Annotated in this window: 13 protein-coding genes; all 13 read left to right on the top strand. The window is 71.5% G+C overall.

From position 1 onward, the window contains the following. Positions 1 to 69: 69 nt before the first annotated feature. A complete protein-coding gene (locus ACFYZ4_RS30215) occupies positions 70 to 810 on the top strand; it encodes a type 1 glutamine amidotransferase domain-containing protein (protein WP_351297118.1) in 741 nt (246 codons plus the stop codon). Between the two features lie 32 nt (positions 811 to 842). Beyond that, entirely contained in the window at positions 843 to 2,327 is a 1,485-nt protein-coding gene (locus ACFYZ4_RS30210) for an aldehyde dehydrogenase family protein (protein WP_351297121.1), read from the top strand. A 24-nt stretch (positions 2,328 to 2,351) separates the two neighbouring features. After that, complete coding sequence (locus ACFYZ4_RS30205; protein ID WP_384349006.1) at positions 2,352 to 2,966, top strand: NADPH-dependent F420 reductase; 615 nt, start codon at positions 2,352 to 2,354, stop codon at positions 2,964 to 2,966. After that, positions 2,963 to 3,493, top strand: a complete 531-nt coding sequence (locus ACFYZ4_RS30200) for a (2Fe-2S)-binding protein (RefSeq protein ID WP_351592293.1) — start codon at positions 2,963 to 2,965, stop codon at positions 3,491 to 3,493. The genes ACFYZ4_RS30205 and ACFYZ4_RS30200 overlap by 4 nt, the downstream gene beginning before the upstream one ends. A 5-nt stretch (positions 3,494 to 3,498) precedes the next feature. Beyond that, the gene (locus tag ACFYZ4_RS30195) at positions 3,499 to 5,904 is read left to right on the top strand and encodes a xanthine dehydrogenase family protein molybdopterin-binding subunit (protein ID WP_351302958.1); all 2,406 of its coding nucleotides are present in this window, start codon (positions 3,499 to 3,501) and stop codon (positions 5,902 to 5,904) included. After that, on the top strand, positions 5,901 to 6,731 hold the full coding sequence (locus ACFYZ4_RS30190; RefSeq protein WP_390785338.1) for an FAD binding domain-containing protein: 831 nt from the start codon (positions 5,901 to 5,903) through the stop codon (positions 6,729 to 6,731). Before ACFYZ4_RS30195 ends, ACFYZ4_RS30190 begins: the two co-directional genes overlap by 4 nt. A gap of 54 nt (positions 6,732 to 6,785) precedes the next feature. Continuing rightward, complete coding sequence (locus tag ACFYZ4_RS30185; protein ID WP_390785337.1) at positions 6,786 to 8,042, top strand: MFS transporter; 1,257 nt, start codon at positions 6,786 to 6,788, stop codon at positions 8,040 to 8,042. After that, positions 8,039 to 9,550, top strand: a complete 1,512-nt coding sequence (locus tag ACFYZ4_RS30180; RefSeq protein WP_351302950.1) for an ATP-binding protein — start codon at positions 8,039 to 8,041, stop codon at positions 9,548 to 9,550. The genes ACFYZ4_RS30185 and ACFYZ4_RS30180 overlap by 4 nt, the downstream gene beginning before the upstream one ends. A 12-nt stretch (positions 9,551 to 9,562) precedes the next feature. Beyond that, positions 9,563 to 9,904 carry a nuclear transport factor 2 family protein gene (locus ACFYZ4_RS30175; protein ID WP_351302947.1) on the top strand — a complete coding sequence of 114 codons (342 nt, stop codon included), beginning with the start codon at positions 9,563 to 9,565 and terminating at the stop codon, positions 9,902 to 9,904. Between the two features lie 116 nt (positions 9,905 to 10,020). Beyond that, complete coding sequence (locus tag ACFYZ4_RS30170; RefSeq protein ID WP_351302944.1) at positions 10,021 to 10,668, top strand: TMEM175 family protein; 648 nt, start codon at positions 10,021 to 10,023, stop codon at positions 10,666 to 10,668. 72 nt (positions 10,669 to 10,740) lie between these two features. Continuing rightward, positions 10,741 to 12,057 carry an IS701 family transposase gene (locus ACFYZ4_RS30165; protein WP_390785336.1) on the top strand — a complete coding sequence of 439 codons (1,317 nt, stop codon included), beginning with the start codon at positions 10,741 to 10,743 and terminating at the stop codon, positions 12,055 to 12,057. Further along, the gene (locus tag ACFYZ4_RS30160; protein WP_384349018.1) at positions 12,057 to 13,217 is read left to right on the top strand and encodes an XdhC family protein; all 1,161 of its coding nucleotides are present in this window, start codon (positions 12,057 to 12,059) and stop codon (positions 13,215 to 13,217) included. Before ACFYZ4_RS30165 ends, ACFYZ4_RS30160 begins: the two co-directional genes overlap by 1 nt. A 136-nt stretch (positions 13,218 to 13,353) precedes the next feature. Beyond that, positions 13,354 to 14,796, top strand: a complete 1,443-nt coding sequence (locus ACFYZ4_RS30155) for a GuaB1 family IMP dehydrogenase-related protein (protein ID WP_351302935.1) — start codon at positions 13,354 to 13,356, stop codon at positions 14,794 to 14,796. Positions 14,797 to 14,810 lie beyond the last annotated feature (14 nt).

The following is a 14,810-nucleotide window of genomic DNA, read 5'->3' as shown; positions in this document are numbered from 1 at the left end:
CGTCACCCCCTTACGCCCCCTGCGGGGGGCGTGTTGAATCGGCAGCGAATCCAGAACAAGGAGAGAATCATGAAGATTCTCGTCGTCATGACGGCCAAGGCCACACTGCATCTGCTGGACGGCGAACAGCATCCCTCGGGATTCTGGGCCGAGGAATTCGTCGTGCCCTTCACGCTCTTCAAGGCGGCGGGCCACGACGTGGACGTGGCGACGATCGCGGGCCGCGCGCCCACGGTCGACCAGACGAGCATCGACCCCCAGTTCCTCCAGTGGGTCCGCCCCCAGGGTTCGCCCGACGAGGACGCGGCCAACGCCGCCGAGTACGTCCGGGTCATCGGGGAGACCCCCGGGCTGAGAGCGCCCCTCGCGCTGGAGGACCTCACCGAGAAGGACATCGCCGACTACGACGGCGTGTACGTCAGCGGCGGCCACGGAGCCATCGGCGACCTGCCCAAGTCCGACGAGCTCGCGCAGATCCTGCGCTGGGTCATCGCCCAGGACAAGCCGCTCGCCACCGTCTGCCACGGCCACACCTCGCTGCTCGCGCTGCGCGACGGCGAGGGCCGCTGGCCGTTCGAGGGCTACCGGATGACGGCCTTCTCGCACAGCGAGGAACTGGTCACCAACATGGCCGGCCGGCTCCCGCTGATCCTGGAGGTCGAACTCACCCGGCTCGGCGCGCGCTACGAGAAGGCCGAAGCCATCTGGGACTCGCACGTGGTGGTGGACCGCAAGCTGACGACCGGCCAGAACCCCTACTCCTCCAAGGCCCTCGCCGAGACCTTCTTACGGCAGCTCGCGAAGGGCTAGAACCGCCCCGCACCCGACACCGGAAGGCAGCCATGACCAAGCGTGAGCTGAGCGGCCAGCCCCTCGCGAACCCCGGGAAACTGTTCATCGGCGGCAGATGGGTCCCGGCCCGGGACGGCCGTACCGAACCGGACATCAGCCCCGTGGACGGGCAGGAGATCGTGCCGGTGGCCCAGGCCGCCGCCGCCGACGCGGACGCGGCCGTCGCCGCCGCCCGCAAGGCGTACGAGGAAGGCCCGTGGAGCAGACTGTCCGCCCAGGAACGCGCGCTGCGGCTGAACCGGGTCGGTGAGCTCATCGAGCGCGACCTGGAGGAGATCGCCCTGCTGGAGACCGTGGACATGGGCAAGCCGTTCGCCTTCTCCAGCACGGTCGACGCCCCCATGGCCGCCCAGCTCATGCACTACTACGCCGGTGCCGTGACCCGGGTCGACGGCTCCTCCCGGGCCCCGGCCGGCGGACAGCTCGCCTACACCCTGCGCGAACCGCTGGGCGTGGTCTGCGCCATCACCCCGTTCAACTTCCCGCTGCTGCTGTCCATGACGAAGATCGCGCCGGCCCTCGCGGCGGGCAACACGGTGGTCCACAAGCCCTCCCCGGCCACCCCGCTCACCGCGCTGAAGATCGCCGAGCTCTTCCAGGAGGCGGAGATCCCCGACGGCGTGCTGAACGTGATCACCGGTCCCGGCGTGGAACTGGGGGAGACCCTCACCGACCACCCGGACATCGACAAGATCGCCTTCACCGGCTCCACCGTGGTCGGCCAGTCGATCATCCGCAAGGCGGCCGGCACCCTGAAGAAGGTGACGATGGAGCTCGGCGGCAAGTCCGCCAACATCGTCTTCGCCGACGCCGACCTCGACGCCGCCGAGGAACTCGCCTTCTTCGGCATCTACTACAACAAGGGCGAGATCTGCACCGCCGGCTCCCGGCTGCTCCTGCACCGCCCCATCCACGACGAGATGGTCGAACGCCTGGTCCGCAGGGCCGCCGCCCTCAAGCCCGGCGACCCGCGCGACCCGGCCACCCTCTTCGGGCCCCTCGCCCACCGCGGCCAGTTCGACAAGGTCAGCTCCTACATCGAGGTCGGGGAGAAGGAAGGCGCCGTCCTGCGCACCGGCGGCACCGGCTGGACCCCCGAGGGCGCCTCCAGCCAGGGCCTGTACTTCCTGCCCACCGTCTTCACCGGCGTCGACAACGGCATGCGGATCGCCCAGGAGGAGATCTTCGGCCCGGTCCTGTCGATCATCCCCTTCGACACCGAGGAGGACGCCGTACGCATCGCCAACGACAGCGCGTACGGCCTCGCCGCCGGTGTCCACACCAAGGACCTCCGGCGCGCCCACCGGGTCGCCTCGCAGATCAAGGCCGGCACGGTCTGGGTCAATTGCTACAACCAGTACGACCCCTCCGTGCCCTACGGCGGCTACAAGGCCTCCGGATACGGCCGCGAGTGCGGCCCCGAGTCGCTGGAGAGCTACACCCAGACCAAGTCGGTCTGGATCGGCATGGACTGAGACTCCCTTCCCGAAGGAGCGGCAATGCGCACAGGCATCATCGGCACCGGACGGATCGGCTCGACCCTGGCCAGGATCCTGGTGGCGGCAGGCCACCAGGTCGTCCTCGCCAACGCCCGGGGCCCGCAGACCCTCGGCCCGCTCGTGGCCGAGCTGGGACGGGCGGCCTCGGCGGCGCACCCCGCCGAGGCCGCCGGCCAGGCCGAACTCCTGGTGCTGATGGTGCCCTTCGACAGCGTCCGGGGGCTGCTCCCGCCGCGCGTCGTGCAGGACAAGGTGCTGGTGGACGCCACCAACGCGTTCGGCGGCCCCGGCGCGCCCGCCGACCTCGGCGGGCGCGGCTCCAGCGACCTGGTCGCCGAGTGGTACCCCGGCGCCCAGGTCGTGAAATCCCTGAACACCATGCATTTCGAAACCCTCGCCGTCGCCGGGGTCGCATCCGGAGAGCGCCTGGCGCATTACACGGCGGGGGACGACGTGAAAGCGAAGGAAATCGTCGCGGGAATCATCGCGGATCTGGGATTCGCACCCGTGGACACCGGCCCGTTGCACTCCGGAGGAATTCTCCAGCAGCCCGGCGGGCCCCTCTTCAACCGGCCGCTCACGGAAGCGCAGGCGCTGGCATGGATATCACACTGAATGTGAACGGAAGACCGGAGGAGTTCTCGGCGGAGCCGAACGAACTGCTCGTGGAACGGCTCCGCGACGGCCTCGGACTGACCGGCACCAAGGTCGGCTGCGACACCGGCCAGTGCGGCTCCTGCGTCGTCCGGCTCGACGGCAGGTCCGTCAAGAGCTGCCTGGTCCTCACGGCCTCGGCCGCCGGCAGCGAGGTGGCCACCATCGAGGGAGTCACCACCCCAGGCGGTGAGCTGACCGGCCTCCAGGAGGCACTGCGCCAGGAGCACGGCACCCAGTGCGGCTTCTGCACGCCCGGCATGGTCATGGCGCTCGGCGAGCTCGTCGACACCACCGCCGGCGGCGAGGCCCCCACCGAGCCCGAGATCCGCGAATGGCTCACCGGGAACCTGTGCCGCTGCACCGGCTACCACAGCGTCGTACGGGGAGTGCAGCGCGCCTGCGCGGCCGCCCGCGCCGAGGAGCCCGGGGCCCTCTCCGCGGCCGGTGCCGGCGCCGCGTCCGCCGCTGCCGGACAGGAGGTGTGAGGGACATGACCGCAGTGACGGGGGACGCCCCTGCCGTGGGTGGCGGGGTGCTCGGGCAGCCGCTGGACATCCGCGAGGACCCGCAGCTGCTGCGCGGCGAGGCGACGTACGTGGCGGACATCGACCTGCCGGGCACCGCCCACATGGCCATCCTGGGCAGCCCGGTCGCCCACGCGAGGATCCTCTCCATCGAGACCAAGGCCGCGGAGCAGCTGCCCGGTGTGCTGAAGGTGGCCACCGCCGCCGACTTCACCGACGTGATGCCGCTGCCCTGCATCTGGATACCCGGCGGGGTCGAGAGCCACTTCCCGCCCCACCCCTACGGACTTCCCGGCGCCCGCCCCGTCCTCACCGGCGACGCCGTGCGGCACGTCGGCGACCCGATCGCCGTGGTCGTCGCCGAGACCCCGCGCCAGGCCGCCGCGGCGCTCGCCGCCATCGCCGTCGAGTACGAGCCGCTGCCCGTGGTCACCCGGGCCGACGAGGCGCTCGCCGAGGGCGCGCCCCAGCTGCACGAGGCGGTCCCGGGCAACCTGAACGCGTACTGGACCTGTGGCGACAAGGACCGCACCGACGCGGCCATCGCCGAGGCCGAGGTCACCGTCGAGCTCGACCTGGTCAACCAGCGCACCATCAACAGCCCCATCGAGCCCCGCGGCGCGGTCGGCGACTTCAACGCCGCCACCGGCGAGTACACGCTCTACGCCTCCACCCAGGGCCCGCACAACCACCGCTTCCTGCTCTCCGCGCTGGTCCTCGGCATCCCCTTCAACAAGCTCCGGGTGATCGCCCCGACGGTCGGCGGCAGCTTCGGCACCAAGGGCTACCTCTACCCTGACATGGCGCTGGTCCTGCTGCTCTCCAAGGCGCTCGGCCGGCCCGTGAAGTGGGTGGACACCCGCACCGGCCTGATGAACTCCACCGTCCAGGGCCGCGACCACCGCCAGCACGTCACCCTCGCCGGCACCCGCGACGGCCGCATCACCGCCGTGCGCGCCACCAGCTACGCCAACCTCGGCGCGTACCCCTCCACCATCGGCCCCGGTGTCGCCACCGCCCTGATGGGCCGCTCCATCAGCGGCATGTACGACATCGACGCGGCCTTCTGCGAGGTCTACGCCGCCTTCACCAACACCGTCTCGCTCGGCGCCCAGCGCGGCAGCGGGCGCGCCGAGGCCGCGTTCCTGATGGAGCGCCTGGTCGACCGGTACGCCTCCGAGATCGGCATGGACCCGGCGGCCGTACGGCGCAAGAACCTGGTGCCGAAGGAGAAGTTTCCGTACGACAACGGTCTGGGCTGGACCTACGACTCCGGGAACTACGAGCTGAACTTCGACCGGGCGATCGAGCTGTCGGGCTACGCCGACATGCCCGCCCGCAAGGCCGAGGCCCGCACCCGCGGCAAGCGCCTGGGCGTCGGCCTCGCCACCTACGTCGCGATCTGCGGCGTGGGCCCCTCCACCCGGATGTCCCAGGAGGGCATGCTCGGCGGCACCTGGGAGAGCGCGAACATCCGCGTCCACCCGACCGGCGAGGTCACCGTCACCGTGGGCTCCGCGTCCACCGGCCAGAGCCACGGCACCGTCTTCGCGATGGTCGCCGCCGACGAGCTCGGCATCGACCCGGACACGATCCAGGTCCTCGAAGGCGACACGCAGAAGGCCCCGTACGGGCAGGGCACCTACGGCTCGCGGTCGTACAGCATGGCCGCGCCCGCCGTCGCCCTCACCGCCCGGAAGATCAAGACCAAGCTGGTGAAGGCCGGCGCCGTGTTCCTGGGCGTCCCCGAGGAGAAGGTCGTCTACGAGGGCGGCAAGGTCCACGAAGAGGGCAACCCGGAGAACGCCAAGACCTTCGCCGAGCTGGCCATGGCCATGTGGTACGGCTGGGGTCTGCCCCCGGAGATCGAGCCGGCCCTCGACGAGACCACCCACTTCGACCCGCCGGACTTCAACTACCCCTTCGGAACGCACGTCGCGGTCGTCGAGATCGACGAACTGACCGGCGAGACCGAAGTGGTGGCCTACACGGCCGTCGACGACGCCGGGAACATCGGCAACCCGAAGATCGTCCACGGACAGATCGAGGGCAGCATCGTGCACGGCCTCGGCCAGGCCCTCATGGAGGCCGCCGAATACGACGAGAACGGACTGCTCGTCAGCTACGACCTCAACCACTACGCCCTGCCGCGCGCCGCCGACGTGCCGTTCTTCGCCCTCGACAAGACCGTCACGCCCAGCCCGCACAACCCGCTCGGCGCCAAGGGCGCCGGTGAGATCGCCACCGTCCCGCCCGCCGCGGCCGTCGTCAACGCCGTCGTCGACGCCCTCTCCGACCTGGGCGTCCGGCACATCGACATGCCGCTCACCCCCGAGAAGGTCTGGCGCCGCCTGAGAGGGGAATCCCAGTGATCCTCACCGAGTTCGACTACGTCCGCCCCGCCGGCCTCGACGAGGCCCTGGCCCTGCTGACCGGGACGCGCGGCGCCCGGCTCCTGGCCGGCGGGCAGAGCCTCCTGCCCGACCTGCGGACGGGCGCCGACCACGCCCGCCTGCTGGTCGACATCCGGCGGCTCGCGGAACTGCGGGGCATCCGGCGCGACCCCGACGGCGGACAGCTGCGGATCGGAGCCCTCACCACGCTCGCCGAACTCGCCACGGACCCGCTGGTGCTCGCCGAGGCACCCGAACTGGCCGCCGCGGCCCGCGCCAACGGCGACCCCCAGGTCCGCAACCTCGGCACCGTCGGCGGCAACCTCGCCGCCGCCGGCCGCGCCACCGACCTGCCGGTCGCCGCGATCGCCGCGGACGCCGTGGTCGAACTGGCCGGTCCCGACGGGCGGTCGGCCGTGGCGGCCGAGGAGTTCGCGGCCGACGGCGCACCCGCAGCCGCGGTGCTCACCGCCCTGCTGGTGCCCGCCGCCGGCCGGGCCGCCGCCTTCGAGAAGACCGCCGACCGGGCCACCCGCTACCCGGTGTGCGCCACGGCCGTACGGATCACACCCGGCGGCCCGCGCATCGCCGTCACCGGAGCCACCCCCCGCGCACTGCGGCTGCGCGGGGTCGAAGACCGCCTGCGCGGGGGCCCGTACACCACCGACGCCGTTCTCGCGGCCTTCCGCGCCGAACCCCGGGAGCTCTTCGTCCCGGGGCGCGGCACCTCGGCCGAGTACCTCGGCCACCTCGCGGGGGTCCTGACGGCCCGAGCCTTGCAGAGGGCCGAGCAGGCACGCGCCTGATCGCCCATCACGGGGCCCGGGCAGGGCCCCATCACGGGGGAGTTGAGTGAAGCAGTGGCCGAATCATCGAAGACGACCACGGGGATCACCGTGCACCCGGCCGCACCCGCGGCCGGTACGCCCAGAGGCTCCGGCTTCTGGGTGGTGGGAGCGGTCCTCGTCCTGCTGATGCTCTCCTCCTCCGTGCCCTCCGCCCTCTACGTGCTCTACCAGCAGGAGTGGGACCTGTCCTCCGGCATGATCACGGTGGTCTTCGCCCTGTACGCCGTCACCGTGCTCGCCGGGCTCCTGCTGTTCGGGTCCCTCTCCGACACCCTGGGCAGGCGCCCGGTCCTGGCCGCCGGGCTGGTCCTGGCCATCGTCTCCATGGTCCTGTTCGCCGCGGCCCAGGGGCTCGGACTGCTCCTCGCCGCCCGCGCCGTCCAGGGCCTGGCCGTGGGCCTGGCCACCGGGGCGATGGGCGCGGCCCTGCTGGAACTCAGCCCCGCCTCCCGGCCGGCGCTCGGCGCCCAGGTCAACAGCGCGGGCCCGACCGTGGGCATCGGGCTCGGCGGGATCGGGGCCGGACTGCTCGTCCAGTACGCGCCCGCGCCGACCGTCCTGAGCTACCTGCTGCTGGTCGGGGCCTTCGCCGTGACCCTGGTGGGGGTGTTCCGGATGCGCGAGAGCGCGCCCGGCGCCGGGGGCCGCTTCCGGGTGGTCCCGCACCGGATCCGCGTACCGGAGGGCGCCCGCGGCCGCTTCGCCGTCCTCGTGCTGACCATCGTCGCCGTCTGGTCGGTGGGCGGCTTCTACCTCTCGCTCGGCCCGCACCTCGCGCTGTCGCTGCTGGAGTCCACCAACTACCTCGTCGGCGGCGCCACGGTGGCGCTGCTCGCCGGCGCCGCCACCGTCGCCCAGCTGATGCTCGGCGGCACCCCGGCGCTGCGCACCGCCGTGCTCGGACTGTTCGGCCTGCTCACCGGGCTCGGCCTGGTGCTCCTCGCGCTGGGCCTCGGCTCGGCCGCGGTGTTCCTGGTGGCCACCGCGGTCCTCGGCAGCGGCTGGGGCGCGGCCTTCCTCGGCTCCTTCCGGGCGCTGAGCGCACTCGCCGAACCGGCGCACCGCGGTGAACTGACCGCGGCCGTATACGTCTTCGCGTACCTCGCGATGAGCGTGCCGGCGGTCCTCGCCGGGATGCTCACCAACATTCACGGGCTGCACCGCACCTCCGTCGGCTTCATGGCCGCCGTCGCCGGGGTGTGCGCGCTGGCCCTGCTGGCCACCCTGCGACTGGCCGCCCGCACCAGGGCAGAGGAGGGCACGGTATGAAACCGGCAGAACTGCGGTCCGTCCTGCGCTCGCTGGAGATCTTCGAAGGGCTGACCGAGGACCAGCTGGACTGGCTGGTCTCGGTGTCCGACCCCAGGATCCTCGGTGACGGGGAGGTGCTCTTCCGGGACGGCGAGGAGGCCGCCGGTTTCCACGTCCTGCTCTCGGGCGGGCTGGTCGTCACCAAGGTCGTCGACGGCCGGGAGGAGGTGCTCACCCGGCACTCCACGGAAGAAGAGAGCGCTTTCGCCGAGGAACACGACGGCAAACCGTCGGCCGCCCACCGGTTCACGGGCGAACTGCCCCTGCTGACCGACGGCTCGTACGTCGCCACCGCGGCCGCGAGCGGGCCGTCGACCACCGTCGTGGCGTACCCCAAGGCGGTCTTCTTCGAGATGCTCACCCGCTGCCACGGGGTGGCCGCCGTCCTGATCCCGGTCCTGGCCTGGCGGATCAAGTCCTCCGAGGTGCAGGCCCGCAAACGGGCCACCGTGGAGGCGCTCGGCACGCTCGCCGCGGGGCTCGCGCACGAGCTGAACAACCCGGCGGCCGCCGTGGCCCGGGCCGCGCAGGAACTGGCCCCGGCCCTGGACCGGCTCACCCGGACCGCCCAGGCCTGGGGCGCGGCCGCCACCGGCGCGGAGCGGGCCGTCTTCGACCGGCTCGCCGAGGAACTGGACAAGCTGCCGCCGCCCGTGACCACCGACCCCTTCGCCCAGGCCGACGCCGAGGAGGAGATCGCCGACTGGGCCGAGGAGGCGGGCACCGAACGGCCCGGCCTGCTCGGCTCCGGGGTCTCGGACCTCGGGCTGGAGCTGGGCTGGCTGCTGGAGCGGCTGGAGGGGGTCGGCGAGCCGGCCCTCCCCTGCGCCCTGGACCACCTGGCGGCGCTGCTGGAGATCCGTTCGCTCGCCGCGGAGCTCCGGGCGGCGGGTCCCAGGATCTCCCAACTCGTCTCCGCCACCCGGGATTACGCCAATCTCGACCGGGCGCCCGAACAGCGCTTCCCGGTGACCGAGGGGCTGGAGAACACGCTGGTCGTGCTGCGTGCCAAGCTCGGGGGCATCACCATCGTGCGTGAGTACGAACCCGGCCTGCCCGAACTGACGGGCTACCCGAGCGAGTTGAACCAGGTGTGGACCAACCTGGTCGACAACGCCGCCGAGGCCATGGAGGGCGCGGGCGTACTGACCCTGCGCGCCCGGGCCGAGGGCGACTGCATGGTCGTGGAGATCTCCGACAGCGGGCGCGGCATCCCCGCGGAATCCCTGCCGCGGATCTTCGAACCCTTCTACACCACCAAGGACGTGGGCAAGGGCACGGGCCTCGGGCTGCACCTGAGCTACCGCATCGTGACCCAGCGCCACCACGGCTCGCTCACGGCGCGCTCGCGCCCCGGCGAGACCCGGATGGTGGTCCGGCTGCCCTTCGCCGGCAGCGCCCAGTCCTGCGCCCCACCTGCTGCAACACCCGAAACGGCACCCATCGAGGGCACCCCGCCCGGTTGAAACGGAGTCGACATGTCCAAGTACGACATCTCCAAGCTGCACCCGGTGTTCGTCCGTCAGATGGAAGCGCTGGCGGCCCTGGACATCGAGGCGGTGATGAAGAACTACACCGACGACGCCGTGCTGCTGCGCTTCGAGGGGGTCTCGGTCGGCATCGAAGCCGTTCGGGAGACGTTCACCGGCTATCTCACGGTGAAGCCCACCCTCGTCGAACTCCAGGAGTACATCGAGACCGAGGACACCATCTTCTACCGGGCGATCATGAACCTGAACGGCGAACCGGAGCACGCGTTCGGGACACTCGTCGTCCGCGATGGCCGAATCTGGCGGCAGACCGCCGGGTTCGGCGGCTGACGGCTGAAATCTGGGTAGCGTGTGCGGGGAGGGCGGGGTAACGCCCTCCCCGTATGTGTGGCATACCGTGCGATTGCAGACCGCGCATATATGCGGGCGGTGGCAAAGGGGAGGCAATGGAAAACGAAACCGGGCGGATCGAGGCATTCAGTGACGGAGTATTCGCCGTCATCATCACCATCCTCGTTCTGGAATTGAAGGTTCCGGAAGAAACGGGATCCCACTTCTGGCACGGGGTCCGGGAACAATGGCCCCATTACGCCGCCTACGTCGTGAGTTTCCTCATCATCGGCGTGATGTGGGTGAATCACCACACCATCTTCAGTCACCTGAAGAGGGTCGACCGCCCCTTGTTGTTCCTGAATCTCCTGGTGCTGATGGTGGTATCGGTGGTCCCTTACACCACCAACGTCCTCGCCGAGCACCTCATGGAGGAAGGCGGCGGCGCCACCGCCGCCGCGGTCCTCTACAGCGGCGTCACCGTGGCCTACGCCGTGGCATTCCTGGGCTTCTGGTGGTACGTCACCCGGGTCGGCCACCTCTTCCACGAGAAGGTGGACCGGGCGGGCGCACGCGCCACACGGGTGCGATTCGGCCTCGGCGCCATCGCCTACCCGCTCACTGTCGTCCTTGCCTTCTACTCGGCGACGCTCACGCTTGTCGCACACTTCCTGATCGCGATCTACTATGCGGCGAACCAGATCCCCATCCCCCTCGTGGTAGAGGAAGAGCGGCTCGAAACTGCCAGCGACCTCAGGAAGTAGCCGCCGGGGCCTACGGCCGTTCTTCGCGGTCAAGTAGGGTATTGGATCTAGCTGGTCGCGGGGGAGGCCCAGATGGCTCGCGTAGTCCTGCCGGAGGATTCCACGAAGGAAATCTCCGAATTGATCGACGTCCTGATCTCTCTGCTCTTCGAGTCGTTACCCCGGCGGGACCAGCGAAACTGGGCCCGCGTTTATCTGAACGGATTGGTGCGGACCGCCGGGAAGAAAACAATCCGTAACATCGCCGGAACAGGGGCCAGTTCCGTCGAGCAGAGCCTCCAGCAGTTCATCAGCAAGTCCCCCTGGGACTGGACCCCGGTCCGCCGCTCCCTCGCCCAGCACCTCGAACGCACCGCGCAGCGCCCCCTGGCCTGGGTGCTCCAGCCCATGGTCATAGAGAAGGCCGGCGACCGCTCGGTCGGCGTCGGCCGGCAGTTCGTCCCCCAGCTCGGCCGCACCGCCAACTGCCAGCAGGCCAGCGGGATCTGGCTCGCCTCCAGCGAGGCCAGCTTCCCCGTCGAATGGACCCTCACCCTCCCCGGGCCCTGGACCAGCGAACTCCTGCGCCGCCGACGGGCCGGCATCCCCGACACCGCCCGCTCCCTCACCCCCGCCCAGGACGCCGTACACGCCGTCCAGCGGATGGCCGCGACCTGGCAACTCCAGCGCCGGCCCGTGGTGATGGAAGTCGCCAACGGCGATCTGCCGCAGTGCATCGAGTCCTTCGCCCAGCAGGACATCCCCTTCGTCTTCAAGGTCGACGGATCCCTGCCCGTCTCCTTCGGCGGCGCCGGCCGGCACAAACCCGGACCGCACACCGCCCCCGCCCGTGAACTCATCGACTCCCTGCGCTCCCAGCGCCGCGTCGTCGAATGGACCCGGCACGGCCGGGCCGAAGGCGCGGTGACCCTGCTGACCTCCGCCTCGATCCTCGCCACCCCCTGCGAGGACCGGCCCCTGCCCGCGCCGCCCACCCCGCTGCTGCTGGTCGGCGCCTGGACCGAAGCCGCCCTGCTGCCCTCCGAGTTCTGGATCACCAACATCGGCGACCGCCCGCTCGCCCAGCTCTTCCTGCTCGCCAAACTCACCGACCGGGTCTCCCTGGACTTCGCCGAGACCTGCGAACCGGTGGGCATCCGCGACTTCGAGGGCCGCTCCTTCCGCGGCTGGCACCACCACGCCACCCTCGCGAGCGTGGCCCACGCCGCCAGACTGCTCGGCACCCGGCCCCAGCTGCCCGACGGATACCCCGGACCCGCCCGCCCCGCCGTCACCCGGCCGGCCGGCCCCGCGGCCCGGCCCGCCCCGGCCCGGCCGGCGACCCCGGCCGTCCTGCCGCCGCGCCCGTACCTCCCCGGCCAGGCCCCGCGCCACGAGTACATCCGCTGATGCTCGACATAGCCGACGAGCTACGCGCGTGGTGCGCCGCCCAGCGGGAGTTCGCGCTGGCCACCGTGGTGGCGGTCAGCGGGAGCGCCCCGCGCGGCCCCGGCGCCTCCCTCGCCGTCGACGACCGCGGCACCGCCCTCGGCTCCATCTCCGGGGGCTGCGTGGAATCCGCCGTGCACGAGCTGTGCCTCGACGCGATCGCCTCCGGCGAAGGCGGCCTCCACCGCTTCGGCTACAGCGACGACGACGCCTTCGCGGTGGGCCTGACCTGCGGGGGAGTCCTGGACGTACTGGTCACCCCGGTACGCGGACCCGACCCCGTGCGGCCCGTGCTCGGCTCGGTGCTCGACGCCGCCGCGGCAGGGAGCCGCGCCGCGCTCGCCCGGGTCGTCTCCGGCCCGCCCCGCCAGCTCGGCCGCGCGCTCGCCGTCCACGCCGACGGCTCCTACGAGGGCGGACTCGCCGGCGGCCCCGCCCTGGACCGGGCCGCCGCCCGTCAGGTACGGGCCCTGCTGCTCGCCGGGCGCACCGGCACCGCCGAACTCGGCACGGCCGGCGGACTCTGCGGGGAACCGCTGACCCTGCTCGTCGAATCGGCCGCCGAACCGCCCCGGCTCATCGTCTACGGGGCCATCGACTTCGCCGCGGCCCTCGCACGGATCGGCGCCTTCCTCGGCCACCGGGTCACCGTGTGCGACGCCCGGCCCGTCTTCGCGACCCCGGAGCGCTTCCCCGCCGCGGACGAGGTCCTCGTCGACTGGCCGCACCGGCACCTCGCCGCGGAATGGGAGGCCGGCCGCCTGGACTCCCGTACCGCCGTGTGCGTCCTCACCCACGACGCCAAGTTCGACGTACCGCTGCTGGAGCTCGCCCTGCGGCTGCCCGTGGGCTACGTGGGAGCCATGGGCTCGCGGCGCACCCACGCCGAACGCGAGAGACGGCTGCGGGAGGAAGGGGTGGGCGACTCCGCGCTCGCCCGGTTGCGCTCACCCATAGGACTGGACCTCGGCGGCGCCACCCCCGAGGAGACGGCCCTGGCCATCGCCGCCGAGTTCACGGCGGTGCGGCACGGAGGATCGGTGCTCCCGCTGGCCCGGCGCCGGGGCCCGGTGCACCGCCGGGAGGGGGCGGCCCGGCCCGCCGGGGCCACGGTCCCGTAGGAAAGAACCATGCGGCCCGGTATGTCCTGGACGATCGGCCCGGACCGTGTGAACGTCAGGTCGTGGGAGAATGAAGTACGTGCGTTTCCTCGGCTGACCCGTCGGGGTACCTCCGATCGACTGGGATGTTCAGCACGTGCGTTTCCTCAATGACTCGAAGCCGCCGTACGACCTCACGTACGACGATGTGTTCATGGTTCCGAGCCGCTCCGCGGTCGGTTCCCGCCAGGGCGTCGACCTCTCCTCGCCCGACGGCACCGGCACCACCATTCCGCTGGTCGTGGCGAACATGACCGCCATCGCGGGCCGCCGGATGGCCGAGACCGTCGCCCGCCGCGGCGGCATCGTCGTCATCCCGCAGGACATCCCGATCGAGATCGTCACCGACGTCATCTCCTGGGTGAAGACCCGCCACCACGTGCTCGACACCCCGATCACGCTGGCCCCCACCCAGACCGTCGCCGACGCGCTGTCCCTGCTGCCCAAGCGCGCCCACGGCGCCGGAGTCGTCGTCGACGGCGAGGGCCGCCCGGTGGGCGTCGTCACCGAGCACGACCTGACCGGTGTCGACCGCTTCACCCAGCTCTCCGAGGTCATGTCGAAGGAGCTGCTGCTCATCGACGCCGACATCGACCCCCGCGAGGCCTTCAACAAGCTCGACGCCGGCCACCGCAAGCTGGCCCCGGCCGTCGACAAGGACGGCAGGCTCGTCGGCCTCCTCACCCGCAAGGGCGCCCTGCGCGCGACCCTGTACACCCCGGCGACCGACGCCAACGGCAAGCTGCGCATCGCGGCCGCCGTCGGCATCAACGGCGACTTCGTGGCCAAGGCCAAGCAGCTGCTCGACGCGGGCGTGGACACGCTCGTCATCGACACGGCGCACGGCCACCAGGAATCGATGATCAACGCGATCAAGGCCGTCCGCGCGCTGGACCCGCAGGTCCCGATCGTGGCCGGCAACATCGTCGCCGCCGAGGGCGTCAAGGACCTCATCGACGCCGGCGCCGACATCATCAAGGTCGGTGTGGGCCCCGGCGCCATGTGCACCACCCGCATGATGACCGGCGTGGGCCGCCCGCAGTTCTCCGCGGTGCTGGAGTGCGCGGCCGAGGCGAAGAAGTACGGCAAGCACGTGTGGGCCGACGGCGGCGTCCGCCACCCGCGCGACGTGGCGATGGCGCTCGCCGCCGGTGCGTCCAACGTCATGATCGGCTCCTGGTTCGCCGGTACGTACGAGTCCCCGGGCGACCTCCAGCAGTCCGCCGACGGCCGCCTCTACAAGGAGTCGTTCGGCATGGCCTCGGCGCGTGCGGTGCAGAACCGCACGAGCGAGGAATCGGCCTACGACCGTGCCCGCAAGGGCCTGTTCGAGGAGGGCATCTCCACCTCGCGGATGTTCCTCGACCCGGCGCGTCCGGGCGTCGAGGACCTGATCGACTCGATCATCGCCGGTGTCCGCTCCTCGTGCACCTACGCCGGTGCGGGTTCGCTGGCCGAGTTCGAGGAGAAGGCCGTCGTCGGCATCCAGTCCGCCGCCGGCTACGCCGAAGGCAAGCCGCTGCACGCCAGCTGGAGCTAGACCTACCCTTCCGT

The sequence above is a fragment of the Streptomyces sp. NPDC001513 genome (assembly GCF_042894695.1).
Lineage (GTDB): Bacteria > Actinomycetota > Actinomycetes > Streptomycetales > Streptomycetaceae > Streptomyces.
Note: the sequence above shows the minus strand (reverse complement) of the source record. Positions and strands in the feature narration are given on the sequence as shown.

Bases quoted from the DNA above. Each gene is read 5' to 3' on its own strand.
- ACFYZ4_RS30215 (WP_351297118.1), top strand. From the start codon at position 70: ATGAAGATTCTCGTCGTCATGACGGCCAAGGCCACACTGCATCTGCTG.
- ACFYZ4_RS30210 (WP_351297121.1), top strand. From the start codon at position 843: ATGACCAAGCGTGAGCTGAGCGGCCAGCCCCTCGCGAACCCCGGGAAA.
- ACFYZ4_RS30205 (WP_384349006.1), top strand. From the start codon at position 2,352: ATGCGCACAGGCATCATCGGCACCGGACGGATCGGCTCGACCCTGGCC.
- ACFYZ4_RS30195 (WP_351302958.1), top strand. From the start codon at position 3,499: ATGACCGCAGTGACGGGGGACGCCCCTGCCGTGGGTGGCGGGGTGCTC.
- ACFYZ4_RS30180 (WP_351302950.1), top strand. From the start codon at position 8,039: ATGAAACCGGCAGAACTGCGGTCCGTCCTGCGCTCGCTGGAGATCTTC.
- ACFYZ4_RS30175 (WP_351302947.1), top strand. From the start codon at position 9,563: ATGTCCAAGTACGACATCTCCAAGCTGCACCCGGTGTTCGTCCGTCAG.
- ACFYZ4_RS30170 (WP_351302944.1), top strand. From the start codon at position 10,021: ATGGAAAACGAAACCGGGCGGATCGAGGCATTCAGTGACGGAGTATTC.
- ACFYZ4_RS30165 (WP_390785336.1), top strand. From the start codon at position 10,741: ATGGCTCGCGTAGTCCTGCCGGAGGATTCCACGAAGGAAATCTCCGAA.
- ACFYZ4_RS30160 (WP_384349018.1), top strand. From the start codon at position 12,057: ATGCTCGACATAGCCGACGAGCTACGCGCGTGGTGCGCCGCCCAGCGG.